The organism is Mycobacterium sp. Root265 (assembly GCF_001428895.1).
In the GTDB taxonomy this organism is placed as follows: Bacteria; Actinomycetota; Actinomycetes; order Mycobacteriales; family Mycobacteriaceae; genus Mycobacterium.
In genome coordinates this window covers 48336-71138 of record NZ_LMJA01000010.1, presented here as the reverse complement: position 1 = coordinate 71138, position 22803 = coordinate 48336, and the positions used below count along the sequence as shown (strand labels likewise).

The following is a 22803-nucleotide window of genomic DNA, read 5'->3' as shown; positions in this document are numbered from 1 at the left end:
TTATGGTTGACGCGAATTTCTCAAAGGAGCACAACACCTATGACCGGAGTACCAGCGTCGGCAGATCCGGCAGACGTCGCCCGCAAGCTTGCCGCTGCTCCCGATCTGCACATGCCCCCGCCGCCCGAGTGGATTCTCGACGAAAACAACCGGGTCATCGACTACAAGATGCAGGGCATGACCCGCGGCCGCAAGATCCGCAACCGGCTCGGTGAGCTGTTCTTCAACAGCTTCATCACCTTCATCCCGTCGCACACCATCCGGCAGGGCTTCCTGCGGCTGATGGGTGCGCGGATCGGGCAGCGCACCTCGATCCTGCGTGGCACCACGGTGCTCGACATCGAGTTCCTCACCATCGGTGACGGTGTCGCGATCGGGTTTCGCTGCCTGCTGGACTCCCGCGCCGGCCTCTACATCGGTAACAACGTGACCATCGCCAGCGACGTGCACTTCATCGGCGGCGGCCACGACATCAACCACCCCGACTTCCTGCCGGTCCCGATCCCGACCGTCGTGCAGGACTACGTGTGGATCGCCAGCCGCGCGATGGTGCTGCCGTCGCTCATCCACCGCGGCGCCGTGGTGGCCGCGCATGCCGTGGTGAACAAGGACGTCGACGAACTCGCGATCGTCGGCGGTGTGCCCGCCAAGGTGATCGGTAAGCGTCCGGCCGATTCCCTGGGCTACACCAACAATCACCGCCCGCTGTTCTACTGATGGGTGCGGCGTCGGTCCCGTTCGGTGATCACCGGCTCGTGTTCGTCGCGCCCGACGAGGGCCAGACCGCGGTCGGCGACTACGCGCAGGACCTGCTGACCGCGCTGCGCCCGCATTTCGGCGAGGTCGTCGAGCACCGCACCGCCGGGCCGGGCCAGGACAGTCTGGCCGATCTGCGCAGGCACCGCGCGCAGGTACGGCGACTGGTGGCCGAAGGGCCGCCCGGACGGACCCTGGTGCACGCCGAGTTGTCCACCGGTGTGCTGCCCACCTTCTGGGCCGTGGCGGGCCTCAAGGGCGTTCCGGTCACCTCCACGATTCACGATCCGCCGCAGGGTCTGTGGTTTTTGGCCCGCACCCGCCGTATCGCGCAGTCCCGGCTGCTCACCCATGGCATCCACTACCCGCTGCGACCGCTGTCGCAGGCCATCGAGGGCCGGGTGCACGGGGACCGGACGCTGATCGCGCTCACCGAGACCGGCAGGCAGTCCATCGAACGCACCTATCCGCGCACCACCACCTACTACGTTCCGCACCTGGTGCGGGAACGGCCCGCCATCAGGCCCGCCGAAGAGCGTTCCAAGGCGGTCGGTTTCTTCGGATTCGTCTACCGCGGCAAGGGTTTCGAGCAGATCGCCCGGATCCGCGAGTTGCTGCCCGACGATATCGCCATCCGGGTCGCCGGGCGCGGCACCGAAGAGTTGCCGCGGGCCGACGGCATCGAGATCCTCGGCGGTGTGGACGGCGCGCACGAAGATGCGTTCTTCGATTCGGTGCGCGCCATCGTGGTTCCCTACGGTAAGCGGCACTTCTACGCCGAGACCTATCCGGCCTCCGGCGTGGTGGCGCACGCAATGGCCTACAGCACCCCGGTGGTGTGCACCGGGTACGGCTCGCTGGCCGAATTGGACAGTGCGCACGGTGTTCTCACCGTGAGCCCGCGCGGTGAGGGTGAGGACGCCGTGGCGACCGGCCTGGCCGAGGGGATCGAGTCGTTGCTCAACGATCCCGCCCGGCTCGCCGAACTGGGGCGTAACGCCGACCGGACCCGTCAGGAGCGTTCTGCCGAGCGCACCGCCGACGCCCTCGTCGAGATCTGGACGCGGGTCCTCTCCGGACAGAGCGAAAGCGCCTGAACGGGTGACCGAACCGATCGAGCCGGTGGCGCCCGCGCCCACCTCGCATCATCTGGTGCGCACGCTGTGGGCGGTGTTCTGGCTCTACGGCGGCCGCGGCGTCGGCCTGCTGTGGACGGTGATCATCATCGCCCAGCTCGGGATCGCCGACTACGGCCAGTACGGCATGGCGTATGCCGCCTTCTCACTGATCGGCCCACCGCTGGACAACCCGTTCGCGGTGCGCGCGGTACGGGAATCCGAGGAGCGGTTCCTCGCCGAACGGGCCACCCGGTATCTGCTCGGCCTGACCCTGATGGTGGCCGGGGCGGCTCTGGTCGAGGTCAGCTACATCGCCTGGTTCGGGCTGTTCGTGGCCGGCGGCGAGATCATCATGAAGGCCTACCAGAGCCACTGGGCACGCGACGGGCAGCCGCAACGGGTCGCGCAACTCGACACCATCCGCCAGGTCGTCAGCGTGATGTGTGCTGCCGCATACGTTTTCCTCGTCGACGACCCCACCCTGCAGGTCGCCAGCCTGTTCCTGGTGGCGCCCTATGTGGTGATCGCCGTCGTCGTCGGCTTCTCGGTGCTGGGGCCCCGCCCCGGTATGCCCGGTCCGCCCAAACTGATCGCCATCCTGGTCGGCGAGATGCTGGGCCTGGCCGCCTACCTGCAGGGCGATGTGCTGCTGCTGGGCTGGCTGACCAACGACACCATCGTCGGGTACTACGCGCTGACGGTCACCGTGACCATCGCGATCGTCGCCGTCGGGCAGTCCTTCGGCATGTCCTACAACCGCTCCCTGCGCGAGGGTGACGGGCAGCTGGCCGCCGGGCCGCCGCTGAAGAGCACCCTGATCCTGGGCGGCGTCGCCTGGCTGCTGGTCCTGATCGTCGGTGTGGTCATGCTGTTCACCCCCGCGCCACAGCAACTCGCGGTCGCGATGATCATCATGAGCTTGTTCTGCGGCATGCGGACCGTCACCTCGGTGTTCCAGGCGGTGCTCTACCTGCAACGTCGCGACACGACCCGGCTGGTGGCCAACATCAGCCTGCTGCCGGTCAAGCTGGGGCTGGTCGCACTGCTCGCGGTGGCGGGCGCCGTGGGGGCCGCCATCGCGACGGTGATCGCCGACGCGCTGCTGCTGGGCATCTACGCCTATGTCCTCTACCGCAAACCCCCTGCCAGAAAGGCGCCGGAATGACCAGGGCGACGTTCCTGCTGTCGAAGGATCCGGTCGTCGAGCACGGCGGGGATGTGGAGCTGTCCCGGCTGGTGATGCGGCTGGCCTCGGATTCCCACGAGGTGTCGGTCATCTGTCTGTCGCATCAGCCGCCGGGCCGCACCACCGCCGATCTGGTCGAGGGCGGCGCCGTCGTGCAGCGGGTGGCCAAGTCCGGTGTGCAGCCGCTGCGGTTGCTGAAGGACACCGCGCGCAGCGGGCGCAGCCTCGCGCACGCCCGGTTCGACAACGACGAACTGGTCGCCGCGATCTCCGCGTCACCGGCCGACGTGTTCGTCGCCGAGCACAGCTACATGGCCGAATCGTTCCTGCGCAGCGAACGGCGCGGCAACGCGCGGTTCGTGGTCAACACCCATGTCAGCGAATCCCTGGTCTGGCGGGCCACCCGGGGAGTGTTGGGGCGCCTGCAGGTGGGCAGGTTGGTGCGCGACGAACTGCGGGTGGCCCGCGCTGCCGACGCGGTGGGCACCTACGACGCCGAGGAGGCGGAGTTCTACCGCGCCAACGGTGTTCCGTCCGCGCGCTGGCTGGATCTGACGCTGCCGCCGGCCGCCCAGGTCGAGGTGGCGGCCACCCCGCGCCGGCTGGTCCTGATGGGGACCAGGGACTGGGCGCCGAATCAGGAGGCGTTCCTGACCGCGCTGCGGCTGTGGCCGCAGATCTCGGCGGGCATCGCCGGCGCCGAACTCTGCGTCATCGGCGCCCGACACTCGAAAGCCAAGGCACCGCAGTATCCCGACGGTGTGCGCGACCTCGGTTTCGTCGACGACCTGGTCGGTTTCCTGGGGACCTGCCGGGCCATGATCGCGCCGATCAGCACCGGTGGCGGGGTGCGGGTGAAGATCCTCGACGCGGCCCGGATGGGGCTGCCCGTGGTGGGCACCACCCCCGCCGTCGGCTCGCTGGGCGATCTGTTGGAACTCGGCGTCCACGACGAGGACGCCGACTTCGTCGCCGAGTGCCGCCGGCTGCTGCTGGATGTGCAGGCCGCCACCGCGGCTGGGGACCGGCTGTACGCGCTGAACAGCCGGTATTGGCAGGAGCGACGGCCCCACCGTGCGGTCGAGGCGCTGCTGACCGGTTAGTGGCGTCCGGCGCTGACCGGTGCCGCCGTCGGCACGGACCTGGTGGCCTCGGCGATGCGCGTCTCCAGCGCGGCGCGCTCTTTGTCCTCGCGCCGGAGTTGATCGGCGTAGGCCAGAAATGTCAGGAAAATGGTGTACAGAAACACGATCTGCGGGATGACCACCACGGGGTGATCGAGATTCAGAGCAACGATCGAGAATCCGATGAATACGCCGCCATAAAGTGCGCCCGGTAGCGAATTCGATCGCAACAACCGGTAACCAATTACGCACCCGATCACGACGACCGCCAGAAACGCCGCACCGACGAAGATGCCGCCGCGGTGAATCGCGATCAACGGGGCATTGGACACGAAGTTCTCGATGAAGGCGTACGCACCATCCTTGAACTCGCGCTGCGACCAACCCCAACCGAACAGCCAGTGCCCGTCCATGCGTCCGGGGAACTCCCGGATCGAGTCCACCCGGTCGGTGGCGCCGGCGTCATTGGAGCTGAGCGTGCCCATCAGGCGGGTACGCACCGAGGGCACCATGAAGGCGCCGATGAAGGCCAGCGTCAGCGTGCCGACCAGGATCTGGCGATCGCGTGAACGCATCGGGTGGAACACGAAAACCAGTACGACACCGACCAATACGCTGACGATGGCCGAGCGGCTCAGCGTCAGCGCGATGGCCGAACCGAGGATCGCGGCGATCACCACGCGCCGCCAACCGGCGAAGACGATCATGGCGATCACGAACGAGATGACCAGACCGATACCGGCGGCGTTGGGGTCCAGCCACAGCCCGCCGAGCCGGCTGAACGCCTGGCTGTCGGCGGCAACCTGGAATCGGTCGGTGCGTGGCAGATTCGAGGTGCCACCGGTGAAGAAGAAACGTTCGGTATTGGCCACCGCATAGCCGAAGATCCGGAATGGCTGCAGCAGTATCTGATTGGAGCCGAGCACAATTGACCCGATACCGATCAGCGCATTGAAGCTGGCCGCATAGACGAAGATGCGGCCGAACTTGGCCAGATGCTCCCGCGGCAGCGCGAGCAGCGCGAAGAAAGCGCCCGTGGCGATGGCCCACTTGGTGTAATCGAGGATGTTCACGATGGAGCTGAATGTGAGCACCATCGACACCCCGGAAATGACCACCAGCACCAGCACGCTCTTGGCCAGTGTGCTGCCCAGGACGGGGAAGCGTTTGGCGGCGTTGGGATGGACCAGAGCCGCCACCAGCGCGCCGCCGGCGAACGGGAGATACAGCGGAAGGTGCACGCCGGGGAAGTAGCCGAAGGGCAGCATGCCGACGGCGATCGCCATACCCCAGTACAGCCACAGCGGGTGGCGAAGACCGATATAGACGCCGACCGCCAGTGCGATCAGCCCGCCGACGGCCATCACCCCGACCTTGCCGCCGAGCGCCACCGTGCCGGCGATCACGGGCACCAATATGATGATCGCGGCTCCGACCAGCAGGTTGGGCCGTGTAGACGCGCCGAGTTTCATTGCGGACTCGTCTTCATTGCGGAATGATCCTCACGGCTTTACCGCACCGTCGTTGCATTTAACTATCCTTGCATCGACTTAGCTGGCCGCGCTACAGGGGCGCTCGGCAAAGTGTGCAGCTACTGTTGTTGACGCTATCGTTGCATTGTTGTGGCGATCCAAGAGCGAATGGAGTGCTCCCTTGGCCATCGGTGATTACCTGCGAATTTTTCGCCGGTTGTGGTGGGTGGTGCTCTTGGCGACGCTGATCGGCGTCGCGGTGGGTTATGCCAGCACCCTCTTCTCGACCCCGCAGTACTCATCGACGACACGGCTGTTCGTCACCACCCAGAGCGGCACCTCGGTGGGCGACGCCTACCAGAACAACCTGTTCTCCCAGGAGCGCGTCTTCTCCTACGCCGGTCTGGCCACCAGCGACCAGGTCGCTGCCCGGGCCATCGACCAGCTCAAGGCGCCGCTGACCGTCGATGAGCTGCGCGCCAAGATCACCGCGGTTCCGCTGCCGCAGACCGTGTTGCTGGACGTCACCGCCACCGATCCCGACCCGGCCGCCGCTCAGCGCTACGCCAATGCCGTCGCCGACCAACTGGTGAATGTGACCGCCGAACTGGAGACCTCGCGCCGTGGCGGTGAGGCCGCGGCAGCCGCGGTGCTCGTCGACGACGCCAGCTATGGCACCAAGGTGGCCGCCATGGGTCTGACCACCCGCCTGGCCGCCGGTGCGGTGGGCGGTCTGGTGCTCGGCGTGCTGTTGGCGATCGCGCTGGGTCTGTCCGACTCCAAGCTGCGCCGTCGTGAGCGCATCGAGGACGTCACCGGTATCCCGCTGCTGGGCACGCTGGTGGCCGACAAGCAGAGCCGCGACGGCATCATCGACATCGACTCCGGTGGCCTGGCCGTCGAGCGCCTGCGCGAACTGCGCACCAACGTGCAGTTCGCCCGCAATGCCACCGGCCAGCACCCCCGGGTGATCGCCGTGACCAGCCCGTCCCCCCAGGACGGCCGGTCCTCGACCGCCATCGACCTGGCCGTCGCGTTCGCCGAGTCGGGCCACTCGGTGGTCCTGGTCGACGGTGACCTGGTGAATCCGGAACTGCCGCAGCTGCTTCAGCTCGACTCCGCGGCCGTCACGCAGGCCGGAACGAAGGGCTTCACCACGCTGCTCGCCGGCCAGCACGACCTGTCCGAGTCACTGATCGAGGTGCCGCAGTCCGGTTTCGCGCTGCTGCCGTCCGGTCCGGTGCCCTCGGTGCGTCGCGAGCTGTGGGGCGACCAGCGGGTGCAGCGGGTGCTGGAACTGCTGCGCGGACACTTCGACTACGTCATCATCGACACCCCGCCGCTCACCAAGTACGCCGACGGCGCCGTGCCCGCCGCACTCGGCGACGGCGCACTGGTGCTCGGCCGGCTCGGCCACACCAAGACCACGGCGCTGCGCAAGGCGCTCAAGGTGCTCCAGACCGCGCACGCACCGGTGCTCGGCGTGGTCGCCACCTGCGAGCCGGGACACCGTCGTGAGCTCTCTTCGGACCGCAAGCACCAGGGCGGTGCCCACGCCTCCGGCAACTCCGCGGCCGCTGCCGAGGAAGAAACCGACAGCCGCACCGCGAGGTCGCAGACCTCATCGCACACCTCGGGATGACGGCGTGCCGAGTCTGATTCGTGGTGCGGCGGTCCTGTTCGTGACCGTCGTGCTGGTGACCTCGTGCGCACCGGCGGAGGCCCCCGCGCCCCCTCCGGGCTCGGACACTGTCGCGATCAAGACCTTCACCCCGCCCTTCGACGGCAAACCGCGGCTGCCACCGCCGGATATGAACGACGACGGGCCGGGCTCGCTGGTGTCCGTCGAACCGATGAGCGGCAGTGAACTGCTCAACCAGGACGACGCCACCTACATGCGCGTGGTCTACCGATCCACCTCCGGGGTGGACGGGCAGCCCACCGAGGTCTCGGGTGCGGTGGCGATCCCGCCGGGCGACCCGCCCAAGGGCGGCTGGCCCATCCTGGCCTTCGGCCAGGGCACCAAGGGTGTGCTGAACAAATGCGCGAGCAGCCTCTACGGCAGCCTGCCGTTGAACGCGTGGACGATGTCGGTCTTCGTCCGGTCCGGCTTCCTGGTCACCGTCTCGGACTTCCAGGGTGCCGGGGTCGAGGGCTACCAGCACCCGTTCCTCAACGCCAAGACCTACGGCTACAACGTGATCGACTCGGTCCGTGCCGCCCGTCGGGTCGGCGCCGAGACCAGCGACCGCTGGCTGTCCTACGGTCACTCCGCCGGCGGCCTGGCGGTCTGGGCGGCCGCCGAACAGGCCACCACCTACGGTCAGGGACTCAATCTGCTCGGCACCGTCGCGATGGCGCCGGCCGCCGACATGTCCGGGTTGGCCGACGCCGCCTGGAACGGCACGCTGACCGCCGATCAGCGGGTGACGCTCGTGTTCGCGCTGCAGTCGCTGAAGTGGTTCAACCCGGAGATGAATCTGGACAACTACCGGCGCGGCACCACCGCCGAGAACTGGGATCAACTCCTGGACTGCATCCCGCCCAACTTCGACGACATCGCCAGGGTGCGCGGGCTGATGACCAACGAGGACCTGCGGCCTGCGACCTACGAGGACGTCGTCTGGTTGCGTGAGCGGCTCGCGGAAATCGCTGTGCCACAAGCCCCCAACACCACACCGATGGTCGTCGGCTACGGCACCCAGGACATGCTGGTCGACGAGACGTGGTTCGAGAAGGCACTGGACCGGGCCTGCGCGATGGGCAGCTACATCGAGATCCGCAAGGGCCCGGGCAAGGGCCACGCCGACCTGGACAGCGGGTTCACCCTGCCCTGGCTGATGGACCGCCTCGACGGCGCCGACCCGCCGCCCAACGATTGCCTGAGCAGAAATTGAGGGCGCCGGTCGACGTGCCACGGGCACGGGACTACCTGAGGATCGCTGCCCGGGGCTGGGTCATCATCCTGGTGGCCACGCTGCTGGCGCCCGCCGCGGCGTTCGGCATCCAGAAGCTCACCGCCGAACGCAGTTACACGGCGTCGGTGCTGCTGTTCGCGCAGGTCGCCGGTGACCCCGGCACCTATTCGGCCTACGCCGGCGGCATCGGGGCCAACAGCCGGATGTCCACCTACGTGTCGCTGGCGCAGTCCTCGGTGATCAGCGAACGGACCATCGAACAACTCGGATTGCCGCTGACGCCAAGCGAACTCGCGGCCAAGGTCACCGCAACCTGGGAGCCCTACGGCTTGTCGCGGTTCGGCAGGCCATCGTCGGCACTGCTGCGGGTGGGGGTGACGGGCACCGATCCGCAGACCACCATCGACACCATCAACACGCTCGCCTCCGTGCTGATGAAGATGTCGGGCGAGCTGGAATACGTCGAGGCCAAACCCACCGACCCGATCCAGTACACCGGGCCGGTGGCCGAACTCGTGGCCGTCGATCCGGCGACCGTCGCCCACGAGGTCCAACCCGATATGACGAACACGCTGCTGGTGGCCACCGGCGTCGGCTTCGCCCTCAGCCTGGTGCTGGTGCTGGCGTTGGGACTGGCCCGTGATGAGGTGCTGACCGGCGGCCAACTCCGCCAGGTCGCCAACTCGTACACGTCGTCCAGCGGCGAGCCCCCCAGGTCTTAGGAGCTCGATGGCACACACAATCTCGACGAGGACGACCCGCAAGGCGCTGGCGAGTTCGCTGCTGGCGCTCGCGCTGGTGGTCGCGGGCTGCTCGGAGCCCGACCCCGGCCCGTCGGCCGCGGTGGTCTCGGAAATCCAGTTGCCCGCCGACTATTCGGCCACCGGTCCGGGCGCGCTCGTCAGCGCCACCCGGTTGCCCACCATCGACCGCCGGCTGCTGCGGGTCACCTCCGTCGCCGCCCGCATCACCTACAACTCGACCTCCGGGGTCGACGGCAGCTCTCAGGTCGTGTCGGGCAGCGTGTTCGCCCCGGCGGGCCCCCCGCCCGAGGGGGGCTGGCCCGTCATCGTGTTCGGGCACGGCACCACCGGCGTGCTGTCGGACTGCGCGCCGTCGCTGTCACCGACCCTGCTGGGCGCGGCCGAGGCGGTCCGCGCGCTGGTCACCCTCGGCTACGTCATGGTGGTGCCGGACTACCAGGGGCTGGGCACCATCGACAGCTACCACCCCTATCTGGATGCCACCACGGCCGGCTACAACATGGTCGACGCGGCCAGTGCGGCCCGCAAGCTGGTGCCGGACTCCTCGGAGCGATGGGTCGCCTTCGGGGTGTCCCAGGGCGGCCAGGCGTCCTGGGCCGCCAACGAATTGATCGCCGGTTACGGCGCGCAGGACACCCGGCTGATCGGCTCGGTGAGCGTGTCGCCCGCGGCCGACATCACCGGTCTTGCGGATATGGCCGCCGAGGGCATCCTGTCCCCGCAGCAGCGGATCGCCATGGTGCTCATCCTGTCGTCGTTGCAGAATGCGCATCCCGGTTTCAAGCTGGACGATTACCGGCGCGGCCTGGTCGAAGAGAAGTGGGATCTGCTCGCCGGGTGTTCCACCGACGCCACCGAGGACCGGCTCGCGGTGGCCGAGCAGATTCCGCCGGAGGATCTGCGCCCCGCGACCCCCGAGGCCCTCGACACGTTGCGCGGGTACCTCAATCAGATGAGCGGTCTGCCCCGCGCCCCGGCCAGCGCGCCGATGTTCGTGGTGCACGGGGACGCCGATGACGTGGTCCCGGTGGCGTGGACCACCGAAGCGGTGCGAAGAGCCTGCGAGATGGGCGACACCGTGGCATCCTTCATCGCTGGCGGCCGGGGACACGGTGATTTCGACCCCATCGTGTCGCTGGACTGGATCATGAAGCGGTTCGACGACGCACCGGCGGACAGTACGTGTGGGGTCGAGGGCGGGCCGTCGATCCTCAAGACCACCTAGTCGTCGAGACGACGCCGCTGACCACCGCGACCGGAGAACGCTCATGACAGAAACCAACGCGGCGCACGGGGGCGCGGGGGCCTCCGGTGTGCCGGGCATCGAATCCCAGGTGCTCGCCAGTTCGCCGACGCACACCAGGATCATCGGCCTCGACGGCATCCGCGGGTTGGGCTGTCTGGCGGTGGTGATGGGCCATGTGGCGCTGAGCTATTCGCCGGTCACCCACGACAAGGCCTTCCTCGGTGTGCTCGGCCTGGCGCTCATCCTGTTCTTCGTGCTCAGCGGTTTCCTGCTGTTCCTGCCCTATATCCGGCGCCTCACCAAGGACCGGTCGAAGGCGGCCATGCCGGATACCAAGCAGTACGCCCTGCACCGGTTCTTCCGGGTCTTCCCCGGATATCTGACGATCTTCCTGATCTGCAATTTCGTGCTGCAGGTGGCGTATGTGCAGAATTCGGCGATCCAGCCGCACGGGACCGACGCCGGTACCGGGATGATCACCGATCCCTGGGAACTGCTGGCGAATCTGACGCTGACGCAGACCTACATTCCCGACTACGTGCAGACCGGTATCAGCCCGTCCTGGTCGCTGACCCTGGAAATCGCGTTCTACGCGGTGCTGCCGCTGTTGGGCTTCCTGCTCTTCGCGTTGCGTAAGCGCACCGACGTCAAGCCGCTGGTGCTGGCCTGCCTGGCACCGGCCATCCTGCTGGCGGTCGGGGTCATCGGCCGACTGTTCGCCCCGCTGGTGTTCACCGCGTCCGGCGCGGACACCGTCATGATGCAGAACTGGGGACCCACCTGGGCTGCGGTGTTCATGCGCAGCTTCATCACCAACGCGGACCTGTTCGCCTACGGGATGTTCGCCGCGATCCTGTTCGTCGCGATCGAACAGGGCGTGATTTCCGTCCCGGCGGCCAGGCGGATCCATTTCCTGTGTTTCCCGCTGCTGCTGGTGTCCTTCGCCGTGGCACTCGTGCTCGCCGTGAAGGGCACCGTATTCGCCACTGCCGGAATCGGTTTCGTCTCCGCGGTGTTCATCGCGATCGTCGTCCTGCCGTTGGCCCGCGGCAAGGATTCCCCGATCGCGCGGTTCCTCGACCTCAAACCGTTCTATTTCGTCGGGATGATCTCGCTGTCGGTGTACCTGTGGCATTACCCGGTGCTGTTGCTGCTGGGCCGCTACGACTTGGCCGCCGGCGACTCCTGGAGCGGCATGTTCCGTAATGTTGCGGTGGTGGCCGTCGTGACGATCCTGCTGTCGACCATCACCTACTACGCCGTGGAGCGCCCGGGTCTGGGCCTCGTCAAGCGGTTCCGGAAGAGTTGATGCGCCGATACCTGCTGCCGGCCGGCATTGTGCTGTCCGTCCTGATCCTGGTTGCCGCGGTGGTGCTGGCGGTGTCCCCGGCCGCCCGCCAGACGGTGGGTCTGTCGACTAAGCCGCCCGCGACGGTGCTGCCCACACCCATCGAGGGCGCCGACCTGACGGGCAGCGGCCCCGGCTCTCTGGTCAGTGCGATGACGATGCCCGAATTCAGCCGCAGCCCGCAAGGCTCCGACCTGAACTCGGCCCGGGTCGTGTACCGCTCGACCAACGGCGACAGCGGAGAGCCGACGGTGGTGTCCGCTGCGGTGTTCACGCCCAGCGGGGGCGCCCCGGCCGGCGGATGGCCGGTGGTCGCCTTCGGTCACGGCACCCTGGGCATCGACGAGCCGTGCGGCCCGTCGATGTCGGCGACGCTGCTGGGGCTGACCGATTGGGTGGTCAAGTTGACCGAGCTCGGTTTCGCGGTGGCCCTCGCCGACTTCCAGGGACTCGGATCACCGGGAATCCATCCCTATCTGGATTCCAAGACCGCCGGGCTGAACATGATCGACTCGGTGCGGGCGTTACGGCACACCTTCCCCGATGTCTCGGACAGGTGGGCCGCACTCGGGGGCTCGCAGGGCGGTGGCGCGGCCTGGGCGGTAGGGGAGCAGGCCGGGACGTACTCCCCGGAGATGCCTCCGCGCGGGGTGCTCGCGCTGGCGCCGGTCGCCGATATCGCGGGGCTGGTCGACAAGTCCGTGGACGGCACCTTGACCAAGGAGCAGGTGGCGGCGCTGGTCCTCGTCGTCGAATCGCTGGCCCGGCTGCACCCCGAGCTCAACCGGGACGATTTCCGGCACGGTGTCGCCGCCGAGAACTGGGACATCCTGATCGCCTGTTCCGGCGATGCGGTGCACACCCGGGAAGCCGTGATCGACCGACTCGGATCCGATGACGTGAAGCCGCGGACGCCGGAAGCCGCCGATCAGTTGCGGGCCTATCTTCGACAGTGGGCATTGCCGCAGCAGCCGCTGGCCGCACCCATGTCGGTCGTCTACGGCGGTGAGGACGAGTACATCGACCCGCGCTGGACGACGGACGCGCTGGCCCGCGCCTGCGAGCTGGGCGGCACGGTGACGTGGGATTTCCAGCCCGACAAGGGCCACGGCGACCTTGAGGTCGCCGACCAGCTGGGCTGGCTGGCCGAACGGCTCGAGGGGCTGCCGATCGAGCGCCCCGTAGGTGAAGCCGCCGCCACCGCCTGCGGTTAGTCCTGCTACGGGTACCCGGTCGTGCCGCCGCACCGGCGCGAACTCCCTCCTGGCGCCCTCCTACGGCCCGGCAGGGGCATTGCCCCGGACCCCGGCAGCGAAGTCGCCGTGATGTGCCTGTTACCCGGCAAACCGATGTGTCAGGCACTGTCAATTCGGTGTCCTCGCAGCGCTGCGATTCGCTATTCGAGGAATGGCGAATGAGGAATGGCACGAATGTGCCATTCATATTGGGGCGGATGATGCCGAAGTGAATAGGTGGGTGGGCCGCTGCGCCAATGGTGCGCGACGCCATTCGCACGGTCCGGTCCGTCTGCGTGGCTGGTCCGGCGTTTGGCCGCTGGTCACGGCGGGTAGGACATGTTCGCGATTGCAAGCACTCCCGTGCCGGCGGCCAGCGACTTCTCGCAACGTCATACCGGAATGCCCATCGGGCCGTCGCCGATCGCCGGGAGGTCTGGGCAGGTTGCCGGTGGTGTGTGCCGCGGCTAAGCCATAAAACGTCGGAACCTTGCACGCAAGCGCAGTTTCAGCAATGGCTCTTCGGCCGACTCGCCGGGCGCCGGAAGATCTTGATTCAGGTGTAACGCATCGGCAACCCCGGCGATAACCCATGAGTACATGGGATTAACAGACTCGGCTTAGGCTTAATTACCAGGTCAAATCGTCGCGGGCGTCAGTTTTTACCGACTCACCCGCGCGGCCAGATCCGGCAAATCAAGATCATATCCACCGGCGAATTTGCGCCGGCGTCAGCCGAAGGGTGGATATTTGGGCCGAAATGTTGCAAGAAGCAGGAAACAAAGCGATAGTCTTAGTCAGCATGCTTGGACCGGTGCAGCAAACGAAGGTGGACGCGCACGTGACGTTGGTGAGAGAGACGGAAGCGCCGATCGCTCTGGTGAGCGCGGCGCCCGCCCGCGACCACGACGGACTGCAGTGGCAGCGGCGCTACGGGTTGGCGCTGTTGGTCACCGATGTCGTTGTCGTGGGCGCTGCCATGGCGTGCGCCCAGATGGTGCGCCTGGGGCGCCCAGTTACCGATTTCGATCCGCTCACCAAGTACTTCGGCCTGCTGTCGGTGATCTTCGGCTTGATCTGGCTGGGTTTGCTGACGGCCTACCGCAGCCGGTCCCCGCGCATCGTCGGTGCCGGCATCGAGGAGTACCGACGGGTGCTCTCGGCCACGCTGGCGACCATCGGCGTCGTCGCCGTCACATTGATGATCTTCCGGCCGGAGTACGCGCGCGGCTACCTGGCGCTGGCCTTCCCGCTCGGTCTGGTGTTCCTGGTGCTGGGCCGTGCCGCCTGCCGCCGGGTCCTCGGCTGGTACCGCAAGCGCGGACAGTGCGTCAACGCTGTGGTGGCGGTCGGTAACGCGGCCGCGGTGCGCAGCCTGGTCCAGTCCCTCGACCGCGCCTGGGGTTACGGCTACTCGGTCGTGGGTGTCTGCCTCACCGGCCGCGTCGGTGGCGGCACGCTCGACGTGCCCGGCGTCGGCCCACTGCCGATCCTGGGCGACGAGCATCAGGTGGAAGAGGCGATCGCCAAGGCCAACGCCGACACGGTCGCACTGACCACCACCGAGCACCTCGGCCCCGAGGGCGTGCGCGAGCTGTCCTGGGATCTCGATCGCCTCGGCGTCGACCTCGTGGTCTCACCGGGCATGGTCGATGTGGCCGGTCCGCGCCTGACCATGCGCCCGGTCGCCGGTCTGAACCTCATCCACGTCGAGAAGCCGCAGTACAGCGGCACGACGAAGGTGCAGAAGCGCGCCTTCGACATCTTCGTCTCGCTCGCCGTGCTCACCGCCGCATTCCCGCTGCTGCTGGTCAGCGCCATCGCGATCAAGCTCACCAGCCGTGGCTCGATCTTCTACATGTCCGAGCGCATCGGCCTGGACGGCAAGCCGTTCCAGATGATCAAGCTGCGGACCATGGTGGAGAACGCCGACAAGTTGGTCGCCGGCCTGGCCGACATGAACGAGATGGACGGCGGCGTGCTGTTCAAGATCCGCCGCGACCCCCGGGTGACCGCGGTGGGCCGGATCCTGCGCCGCTACAGCATCGACGAACTGCCCCAGTTCATCAACGTGCTGCGCAAGGACATGAGCGTGGTGGGCCCGCGCCCGCCGCTGCCGTGCGAAGCCGATGCCTACACCGACCAGGTCCGTCGCCGTCTGCTGGTGCTGCCGGGTATCACCGGCCTGTGGCAGGTCAGCGGTCGCGCCGATCTGTCCTGGGACGACTCGGTGCGCCTGGATCTGTCCTACGTCGAGAACTGGTCCATCAGCGGTGATCTGCTGATCGCCCTCAAGACCGTGCGCACCGTGCTGGGCGGCACCGGCGCCTACTGACCCACCCGGGTCGCTTTCGCTTCGCAGTCCCGTGACGGACGTCCGGTAGCGTAGGGACGTGCGGCTTTCCCGGAGCAACGACAGGCCGCGTTGGCTCAAACGCACCGCCGTCGCCGTCACCATCTTCGTCGTCGTCCTCGCCCAGATCCTGCTCGGCCGTGCACTATTGCCGTTCGCCGTGCCGCTGGGTCTGGAATTCCTGAACAGCTTCCCGTCCTCGGGCGGAGCGCCCGTCGCCATCGACACCGCCGACCTCACCGACGCCGGACCCGGCTCGTTGGTCACGGCCACCACCATGCCCGGGGTGACCCGGCGGGTGGAGGCCCGCGATCTGCGCGCGGCGCGGGTGCTGTACCGCTCGACATCCGGTGACACCGGCGCGCCCACCGTGGTCTCCGGTTCGGTGTTCACCCCCAAAAGCGCCCCGCCGCCGGGCGGCTGGCCCATCGTGGCCATCGGCCACGGCACCGTCGGCATCGACAATCCCTGCGCCCCGTCGCGGTCGGACACCATGCTCGGCGCGCTGGCCTTCGTGACACCGTTCATCGACCGCGGTTTCGCGGTGGCGGTGCCCGATTACCAAGGACTGGGCGCCAAGGGGATTCACCCGTACCTGGATGCCAGGACCGCCGGGCTGAACATGATCGACAGCGTGCGGGCGCTGCGCCACACCTTCCCCGAGGTGTCCACCAAGTGGCTGGGATTCGGCCACTCGCAGGGCGGCGCGGCCACCTGGGCCGCCAACGAACAGGCCTCGGTGTACGCCCCCGAACTGAAGCTGCTCGGGACGGTCGCGGCCGCGCCGGCCGCAGACGTGAGTGGCTTCGCGGATAAGTCGCTGCGCGGTGAACTGACCGCCGACCAACTGCTGGCCATGCCGGTCATCGTCGAATCGCTCGCGCGGCTTCATCCGGAACTCAACCGTGACGACTTCCGGGCCGGGGCCGGCGCGCAGTACTGGTCGGTCATCACCGCGTGCCAGGCGCCGCAGATCTACGAACGGCAGAGTGCCGCAGAACATCTGCGCCAGCACGATGTCGCACCGCAGTCGGTGGCCGCGGCCGACCAGTTGCGACAGCTGCTGCGGGACTGGGCACTTCCGCAGCGCCCACTGTCGGCGCCGCTATCGGTCTGGTACGGCGGGGCCGATACCCTTGTCGACGCGGCGTGGACGGCAGCGGCCATTCAGCGCGCATGCGCCATGGGAGGAACGGTGACAGTGCAGTTCGAACCGGACAAGGGGCACGCGGGTGTCGATCTCGCGAGCCAACTGGATTGGATGACAAAGATTTTCGCTGATCAGCCGGTGCGAAATGACTGCTGACCGGCTACCCCTCGATGTCGACGCCCTGCGCGCCGATCTGCGCGCGCCGTGGCACCGCCTCGACATCGTCGAGGAGACGGGATCGACCAACGCCGATCTGATCGCGCGGGCCGCCGCCGGTGAGGACATCGCCGGAGCGGTGCTGCTCGCCGAGCATCAGAGCGCCGGGCGCGGACGGGGTGGACGCGCCTGGACCGCGGTGCCGCGCGGACTGGTCATCGTGTCGGTGGCCATCTCCGCCGAAGGCGTCGACGAACAACAGTGGGGGCTGCTGCCACTGCTGGCCGGTGTCGCGGTCTCCGACACCCTGGCCGCCGTCGGCATCCGGGCCGGCGTGAAATGGCCCAACGACGTCCTGATCGACGGCGCCAAGATCGCAGGCATCCTTGCCGAGGTGGCCTCGCCCAAACCGGTCGTGGTGCTGGGCATCGGCCTGAATGTCGCGGTACTGCCCGAGGAGATCGGCCAGCCCCACGCCACCTCGGTGCGCGCACTCGGGGTGAGCGCCGAACGCACCGAGATCGCCCGGATCCTGTTGGGCGAGCTGGCCACCCGCATCCAGGCCTGGCAGGCCGGGGAGGCCGCGGCGCTGCTGACGGATTATCGGGAACGCAGCGCCACCTTGGGCCGACCGGTGCGCGCACTGCTGCCCGGCGGCAAGGAGATCGTCGGCACCGCCACGGCCATCGACGCGCAGGGCCGGCTCTGCATCGACACCGGCGCGGGCACCGAGGTCATCGCCGCGGCCGATATTGTGCATTTGCGCCCGCTATCCGGTGAGGTGTTTGAGTAGAGTCCACACCGTGGGCTATCCGGAGAACGTGCTGGCCAGAGACGAGCATGTGGTGCTGCACCGGCACCCGCACTGGAAGCGGCTGCTCGCTCCCGCGTTGGTGCTGCTGCTGGCCAGTGCGCTGGCCGCGTTCGGTGCCGGCTGGGTCAATCAGACCGATTGGGACGACAATGCCAAGCGGATCATCTTCGGTGTCATCGCCGCGCTCTGGTTGGTGCTGGTCGGATGGCTCACCCTGTGGCCGTTCCTGACGTGGTGGACAACGCATTTCGTGATCACCGACCGCCGGGTGATGTTCCGCCACGGCCTGCTGACCCGTAGCGGCATCGACATCCCGCTGGCCCGGATCAACAGCGTGGAGTTCAAGCACGGCGTACTGGACCGGATGCTGCGCACCGGCACGCTGATCATCGAGTCCGCGTCACAGGATCCGCTGGAGTTCTACGACATTCCGCGCGTCGAGCAGGTGCACTCCCTGCTCTATCACGAAGTCTTCGACACCCTCGACTCCGAGGAATCGCCGAGCTGATCGGTGTCGCGGACCCGTCGGCGTAGCGGGGTGACGGTGTTCTCGTCGCCGGCGCCGTTCTCGTCGAAGCCGCGCCCGGCGCTCTGACCGACCTGACCGTGGTGCTCGGCATGGTCCTCGAAGGCCTCGGCGATACCGCCGGCGGTGAGGGTGGACTCCAGGGCCTTCTCCGGGTTGCGCGCGTGCTCGTCGGGGAACACCCAGCGGCGGAACGCCCAGAACCGGAAGGCCATCTGCAGCAGGTTGCCGATGACGTAGGCCGAGATGAAGTCGGCGATGTTCTCCACCGTCAGCGACACCTCGGGCACCCGCAGGCCCAGCACGTAGCTGGAGAAGTACAGCGGGGCCATGGCCAGCACCACGCCCACGCCGCTGACCCCGAAGAACAGCAGCGCCTCATGGTGGCGTTCGCGGCCGCCGCGGTCCTTGAAGCTCCATTCCCGGTTGAGAATGTAGGACGCGATGACCGCCACGATGCCGGCGATGATCTTGGCCGTCACCGGCTTGGGCTCCAGGACGGTCAGCTTGAGCGTGTAGAAGATCGCGGAGTCGATGACGAAAGTCGTCGCGCCCACGAGCGCGAACTTGATGAGCTCATGGTGCCGCTCGGCGAAGGGCCGGATCGGGCGGGGAAGCCGCGCAATCGTGGCATCAGCGAAGGACACGAGGATCAAGTCTACGGAAACTCCCTGCCCAACGTGAACCTGTGCAGGTCACTGCCGGTACCGGTCGTCCCGTATGGAGGTCACCCGGGACATGACAACATATGTGCCGTGCCCCGAACGCCCAGTGACTCCCGAGCGCCCACCGTCGCGATGATCGGCGGGGGCCAGCTCGCCAGAATGACCCACCAGGCCGCCATCGCGCTGGGGCAGACGCTGCGGGTGCTGGCCGCCGGGCCCGACGATCCTGCGGCTCAGGTCACACCCGATGTGGTGATCGGTGCCCACACCGACCTGGACGCACTGCGGCGCGCCGCGCAGGGGGTCGCCGCGCTGACCTTCGACCACGAACACGTGCCGACCGAGCATCTGGAACAGCTCGTCGCCGAGGGCGTCACGGTGGCGCCGCCGCCGCAGGCCCTGATCCACGCCCAGGACAAGCTGGTGATGCGCCGCCGGCTGGAGGCCCTGGGCGCACCCATCCCGGCCTACTCCGCGGTGCGGACCGTCGACGATGTCGATGCCTTTGCCGCGCGGACCTCCCGTCCGGTGGTGGTCAAGACGGTGCGTGGCGGCTATGACGGCCGCGGCGTGGTGCTGGCCCGCGATCTTGCGCACGCCAGGGAGGCGGTCGCCGGGTATCTGGCCGACGGTGTCGAGGTCATGCTGGAGGAGCGGGTGGCATGGCGCCGCGAGCTCTCCGCGCTGGTGGCCCGGTCCCCGTTCGGGCAGGGCGCGGCCTGGCCGGTGGTGCAGACCGTGCAGCGCGACGGCATCTGCGTGGAGGTCATCGCACCGGCGCCGGGCCTGCCTCGCGAGATCGCGGCCGGCGCGGAGGCGCTGGGCCTGCGGCTGGCCTCCGAACTCGGGGTCGTCGGCGTGCTGGCAGTCGAGCTGTTCGAAACCGAGACCGGCGAGATCCTGGTCAACGAGCTCGCGATGCGCCCGCACAACTCGGGGCACTGGAGCATGGACGGCGCCCGCACCAGTCAGTTCGAACAGCACCTGCGGGCGGTGCTGGACTATCCGCTCGGCGATACCGCGGCGCTGGCCCCGGTGACCGTGATGGGCAATGTGCTCGGTGCCGCCGAGACGCCGCGGATGTCGATGGACGAGCGGGTGCACCACCTGTGCGGGCGGATGCCGGACGCGAAGGTGCACCTGTACGGCAAGGGGGAGCGGCCCGGCCGCAAGATTGGGCACGTGAATCTGGTGGGTGCACCCGGCGGATCGGCCGATGACCCGGAATATGTTGGCGCACTGAGGGAAAGAGCGCAGCGCGCAGCACACTGGCTGTCGCATGCGCAGTGGACGGATGGATGGGACGGGCACTGACATGACCGAAGCGCACACCGTGCCCGGCCCGCGGGTCGGGGTCATCATGGGCAGCGACAGCGACTGGTCGGTGATGGAGGACGCCGTCACCGCGCTCGCGGAGTTCGAGATCCCGTTCGAGATCGGTGTCGTCTCGGCGCACCGCACGCCGGCCCGGATGCTCGACTACGCCCAGCACGCGGCGGGCCGCGGCATCCAGGTGATCATCGCCGGTGCGGGCGGCGCGGCGCACCTGCCCGGCATGGTCGCCGCCGCGACCCCGCTGCCGGTGATCGGGGTACCGGTCCCGCTGGCGCGCCTGGACGGGTTGGATTCGCTGCTGTCCATCGTGCAGATGCCCGCCGGGGTGCCGGTGGCCACGGTGTCCATCGGCGGTGCCCGCAATGCCGGCCTGCTCGCGGTGCGGATTCTCGGGGCGTTCGATCCCGCGCTGCGCGCCCGGATCGAGGCATTCCAGGCCGACCTGGAGAAGATGGTGCTGGCAAAGGACGCCGCACTGCGGGACCGGCTACTGGGTGGCGCGGATTAACCGCTAAAGTTACTGACGAGTAGCGAGGAGATCCAGATGGTTGCCAACCCGTCATTTGACCTGTTCCAGCTGTCCGACGAGCACAATGAGCTGCGCACCGTGCTGCGCTCGCTGTGTGAGAAGGAGATCGAGCCGTACGCCGCGGAGGTGGATGCGCAGGCGCGCTACACCGATGAGGCGCTGGCGGCGCTGGACGGTTCCGGCTTCTCCGCGGTGTTCATCCCCGAGGAGTACGGCGGGCAGGGCGCGGACTCGGTCGCGGCGTGCATCGTCATCGAAGAGGTCGCCCGGGTGTGCGCGTCGTCCTCGCTCATCCCCATCTGCAACAAGCTGGGCACCACCGGACTGCTCATGCGCGGCTCCGAGGAGCTCAAGCAGAAGGTGCTGCCCTCGATCGCGGCCGGCGAAGCCACCGCGTCCTACGCCCTGAGCGAGCGCGAGGCCGGCAGCGATGCCGCGGCAATGCGCACCAAGGCCGTCGCCGACGGCGATGACTGGATCCTCAACGGCACCAAGTGCTGGATCTCCAACGGCGGCAAGTCGACCTGGTACACCGTGATGGCGGTGACCGACCCCGACAAGGGCGCCAACGGCATCTCCTCGTTCATCGTGCACAAGGACGACGAGGGATTCAGCGCCGGACCCAAGGAACACAAGATGGGCATCAAGGGATCGCCCACCACCGAGCTGTACTTCGAGAACTGCCGCATCCCGGGGGATCGCATCATCGGTGAGCCCGGCACCGGGTTCAAGACCGCGCTCGCGACCCTGGACCACACCCGGCCCACCATCGGGGCCCAGGCCGTCGGGATCGCCCAGGGCGCCCTGGACGCGTCGATCGCGTACACCAAGGAGCGCAAGCAGTTCGGCAAGTCGATCGCGGACTTCCAGAGCACCCAGTTCATGCTCGCCGACATGGCGATGAAGATCGAGGCCGCCCGGCTGATGGTCTACACCGCGGCCGCGCGTGCCGAGCGGATGGAACCCAACCTGCAGTTCCTGGCCTCGGCCTCGAAGTGCTTCGCCTCCGATGTGGCGATGGAGGTGACCACCAACGCGGTGCAGTTGTTCGGTGGGTACGGCTACACCGTCGATTTTCCGGTGGAGCGCTACATGCGCGATGCCAAGATCACCCAGATCTACGAGGGCACCAACCAGATCCAGCGCGTCGTGATGAGCCGCCAGCTGCTGAAGTAGGTTTGCGCCGAGTGGCCAGTTATTGCACGCTTTTCGCGAAAAGGCGTGTAATAACTGGCCATTGGCGTATCAGCGGATGAGCTTGGCGACCTTCTGGTAGGTGTTGCGGACCGTCTCGCTGCGCCGCGCGATGTGCACCGGGTGCTTGGGCACCGGCACCAGCACGCTGACCGGGTGGCCGACGAAGGTGGATTCGAAAACCGCCGTCATGGTCCGGTCGGCGTAGGCCGCGTCCAGGGTGCGGCGGTAGCGCTCGGCATGCTCGGGCTGCGTGAACAACACCTTGTTGTAGCCGATGTAGAACGGCACCAGCGCGCCGCCCTGCTCCAGGTAGTGCACGGTGCCGACGCACACGCCGGGCCACTGCTGGTTGAACACGTCGTCGGCGATCACCACTCCGCCGTCGACGAGACTCTTCTCGGCCAGCCGCATATCGCTGAGCACGATCTCCTGGGTGTGTCCGCCGTCGACGGAGAAGATCCGCACGTTCGACATCGCGGCGATGTCGCCGGGCACGATCGCGGTCGAGTCACCCTGATGGATGACCAGGCCGGTGCGGTCGGTCCACTGGTCGAGGTGGTGCAGGAAGCGGTCCCGGTCGCCCTGACCGGACTTGTCGATATTGGACTCCTGGTCCTCGAACAGGTCGATGGCGATGGCCGCCTCACCCGGTTGCTGCAGGAGCTTCATCGCGATGAACAGCTGCCCGTGATGCACGCCGATCTCGGCGATGGGGCCATTGATCCCGGCGTCGCGCTGGTACTGATCGACGGCATGCAGCAACCCGATGGCCGACGATTCCGTATAGCCCTGCACCCGTCGATGGCCCAAATGCCGATATGCAGCGAATTTCATCGCGATGCTTCCCACCTGTCACAGGGTACTCATCCGAGGCCGTTTGGCCTATGCGAGGACAATATTGACGCCCAGGG

Annotated in this window: 20 protein-coding genes; 17 read left to right on the top strand and 3 right to left on the bottom strand. The window is 67.7% G+C overall.

Annotated elements, in window-relative coordinates:
* Positions 1–39 precede the first annotated feature (39 nt).
* From ASE48_RS11520 to ASE48_RS11505, 4 genes are read left to right on the top strand one after another with little or no spacing between them, the layout of a single operon-like run.
* Positions 40–717, top strand: a complete 678-nt coding sequence (locus tag ASE48_RS11520; protein ID WP_057167219.1) for an acyltransferase — start codon at positions 40–42, stop codon at positions 715–717.
* Entirely contained in the window at positions 717–1853 is a 1137-nt protein-coding gene (locus tag ASE48_RS11515) for a glycosyltransferase family 4 protein (protein WP_057167218.1), read from the top strand. Before ASE48_RS11520 ends, ASE48_RS11515 begins: the two co-directional genes overlap by 1 nt.
* Positions 1854–1857: 4 nt before the next feature.
* Entirely contained in the window at positions 1858–3039 is a 1182-nt protein-coding gene (locus ASE48_RS11510; RefSeq protein WP_200962130.1) for a lipopolysaccharide biosynthesis protein, read from the top strand.
* A complete protein-coding gene (locus ASE48_RS11505) occupies positions 3036–4163 on the top strand; it encodes a glycosyltransferase (protein ID WP_057167217.1) in 1128 nt (375 codons plus the stop codon). Before ASE48_RS11510 ends, ASE48_RS11505 begins: the two co-directional genes overlap by 4 nt.
* Here ASE48_RS11505 and ASE48_RS11500 read toward each other — a convergent pair.
* Complete coding sequence (locus ASE48_RS11500; protein WP_057167216.1) at positions 4160–5656, bottom strand: O-antigen ligase family protein; 1497 nt, start codon at positions 5654–5656, stop codon at positions 4160–4162. The genes ASE48_RS11505 and ASE48_RS11500 overlap by 4 nt on opposite strands.
* A gap of 181 nt (positions 5657–5837) precedes the next feature.
* Between ASE48_RS11500 and ASE48_RS11495 the strand changes: the two genes are divergently transcribed.
* The 10 genes from ASE48_RS11495 (at position 5838) to ASE48_RS11450 (ending at position 18148) form a co-directional block, all read left to right on the top strand.
* Positions 5838–7298, top strand: a complete 1461-nt coding sequence (locus ASE48_RS11495) for a polysaccharide biosynthesis tyrosine autokinase (RefSeq protein WP_156409157.1) — start codon at positions 5838–5840, stop codon at positions 7296–7298.
* Between the two features lie 4 nt (positions 7299–7302).
* On the top strand, positions 7303–8553 hold the full coding sequence (locus tag ASE48_RS11490; RefSeq protein ID WP_057167214.1) for a lipase family protein: 1251 nt from the start codon (positions 7303–7305) through the stop codon (positions 8551–8553).
* 14 nt (positions 8554–8567) lie between these two features.
* The gene (locus ASE48_RS11485; RefSeq protein ID WP_057167213.1) at positions 8568–9296 is read left to right on the top strand and encodes a YveK family protein; all 729 of its coding nucleotides are present in this window, start codon (positions 8568–8570) and stop codon (positions 9294–9296) included.
* A gap of 7 nt (positions 9297–9303) precedes the next feature.
* The gene (locus ASE48_RS11480; RefSeq protein ID WP_057167212.1) at positions 9304–10563 is read left to right on the top strand and encodes a lipase family protein; all 1260 of its coding nucleotides are present in this window, start codon (positions 9304–9306) and stop codon (positions 10561–10563) included.
* A gap of 43 nt (positions 10564–10606) precedes the next feature.
* The gene (locus tag ASE48_RS11475) at positions 10607–11893 is read left to right on the top strand and encodes an acyltransferase family protein (RefSeq protein ID WP_057167211.1); all 1287 of its coding nucleotides are present in this window, start codon (positions 10607–10609) and stop codon (positions 11891–11893) included.
* On the top strand, positions 11893–13146 hold the full coding sequence (locus ASE48_RS11470) for a lipase family protein (protein WP_057167210.1): 1254 nt from the start codon (positions 11893–11895) through the stop codon (positions 13144–13146). Before ASE48_RS11475 ends, ASE48_RS11470 begins: the two co-directional genes overlap by 1 nt.
* A gap of 835 nt (positions 13147–13981) precedes the next feature.
* On the top strand, positions 13982–15502 hold the full coding sequence (locus tag ASE48_RS11465) for a sugar transferase (RefSeq protein ID WP_235571073.1): 1521 nt from the start codon (positions 13982–13984) through the stop codon (positions 15500–15502).
* Between the two features lie 58 nt (positions 15503–15560).
* Entirely contained in the window at positions 15561–16826 is a 1266-nt protein-coding gene (locus tag ASE48_RS11460) for a lipase family protein (protein ID WP_235571062.1), read from the top strand.
* On the top strand, positions 16816–17619 hold the full coding sequence (locus ASE48_RS11455; RefSeq protein WP_057167209.1) for a biotin--[acetyl-CoA-carboxylase] ligase: 804 nt from the start codon (positions 16816–16818) through the stop codon (positions 17617–17619). The genes ASE48_RS11460 and ASE48_RS11455 overlap by 11 nt, the downstream gene beginning before the upstream one ends.
* 10 nt (positions 17620–17629) lie before the next feature.
* Positions 17630–18148, top strand: coding sequence for a PH domain-containing protein (locus tag ASE48_RS11450; protein WP_057167208.1), 519 nt, complete (start codon positions 17630–17632; stop codon positions 18146–18148).
* On the opposite strand, the gene ASE48_RS11445 is transcribed toward ASE48_RS11450, so the two are convergent.
* Entirely contained in the window at positions 18103–18813 is a 711-nt protein-coding gene (locus tag ASE48_RS11445) for a GtrA family protein (RefSeq protein ID WP_057167207.1), read from the bottom strand. The two genes, ASE48_RS11450 and ASE48_RS11445, sit on opposite strands and share 46 nt — an antisense overlap.
* A gap of 150 nt (positions 18814–18963) precedes the next feature.
* Between ASE48_RS11445 and ASE48_RS11440 the strand changes: the two genes are divergently transcribed.
* Genes ASE48_RS11440 through ASE48_RS11430 form a run of 3 tightly spaced genes read left to right on the top strand, consistent with a single transcriptional unit; the run spans position 18964 to position 21871 of the window.
* Positions 18964–20145 carry a 5-(carboxyamino)imidazole ribonucleotide synthase gene (locus tag ASE48_RS11440; protein ID WP_057167206.1) on the top strand — a complete coding sequence of 394 codons (1182 nt, stop codon included), beginning with the start codon at positions 18964–18966 and terminating at the stop codon, positions 20143–20145.
* Between the two features lies 1 nt (position 20146).
* Complete coding sequence (gene purE / locus ASE48_RS11435) at positions 20147–20674, top strand: 5-(carboxyamino)imidazole ribonucleotide mutase (RefSeq protein ID WP_057167205.1); 528 nt, start codon at positions 20147–20149, stop codon at positions 20672–20674.
* Positions 20675–20710: 36 nt separating this feature from the next.
* Entirely contained in the window at positions 20711–21871 is a 1161-nt protein-coding gene (locus ASE48_RS11430; RefSeq protein ID WP_057167204.1) for an acyl-CoA dehydrogenase, read from the top strand.
* A gap of 69 nt (positions 21872–21940) precedes the next feature.
* Here ASE48_RS11430 and ASE48_RS11425 read toward each other — a convergent pair whose 3' ends face one another.
* Positions 21941–22741 (bottom strand): class I SAM-dependent methyltransferase, encoded by an 801-nt coding sequence (locus ASE48_RS11425; RefSeq protein ID WP_235571060.1) that lies wholly within the window; start codon positions 22739–22741, stop codon positions 21941–21943.
* Between the last annotated feature and the right edge of the window lie 62 nt (positions 22742–22803).

Bases quoted from the DNA above. Each gene is read 5' to 3' on its own strand.
- ASE48_RS11430 (WP_057167204.1), top strand. From the start codon at position 20,711: ATGGTTGCCAACCCGTCATTTGACCTGTTCCAGCTGTCCGACGAGCAC.
- ASE48_RS11455 (WP_057167209.1), top strand. From the start codon at position 16,816: ATGACTGCTGACCGGCTACCCCTCGATGTCGACGCCCTGCGCGCCGAT.
- ASE48_RS11480 (WP_057167212.1), top strand. From the start codon at position 9,304: ATGGCACACACAATCTCGACGAGGACGACCCGCAAGGCGCTGGCGAGT.
- ASE48_RS11470 (WP_057167210.1), top strand. From the start codon at position 11,893: ATGCGCCGATACCTGCTGCCGGCCGGCATTGTGCTGTCCGTCCTGATC.
- purE (WP_057167205.1), top strand. From the start codon at position 20,147: ATGACCGAAGCGCACACCGTGCCCGGCCCGCGGGTCGGGGTCATCATG.
- ASE48_RS11475 (WP_057167211.1), top strand. From the start codon at position 10,607: ATGACAGAAACCAACGCGGCGCACGGGGGCGCGGGGGCCTCCGGTGTG.
- ASE48_RS11500 (WP_057167216.1), bottom strand. From the start codon at position 5,656: ATGAAACTCGGCGCGTCTACACGGCCCAACCTGCTGGTCGGAGCCGCG.
- ASE48_RS11505 (WP_057167217.1), top strand. From the start codon at position 3,036: ATGACCAGGGCGACGTTCCTGCTGTCGAAGGATCCGGTCGTCGAGCAC.
- ASE48_RS11515 (WP_057167218.1), top strand. From the start codon at position 717: ATGGGTGCGGCGTCGGTCCCGTTCGGTGATCACCGGCTCGTGTTCGTC.
- ASE48_RS11520 (WP_057167219.1), top strand. From the start codon at position 40: ATGACCGGAGTACCAGCGTCGGCAGATCCGGCAGACGTCGCCCGCAAG.
- ASE48_RS11440 (WP_057167206.1), top strand. From the start codon at position 18,964: ATGATCGGCGGGGGCCAGCTCGCCAGAATGACCCACCAGGCCGCCATC.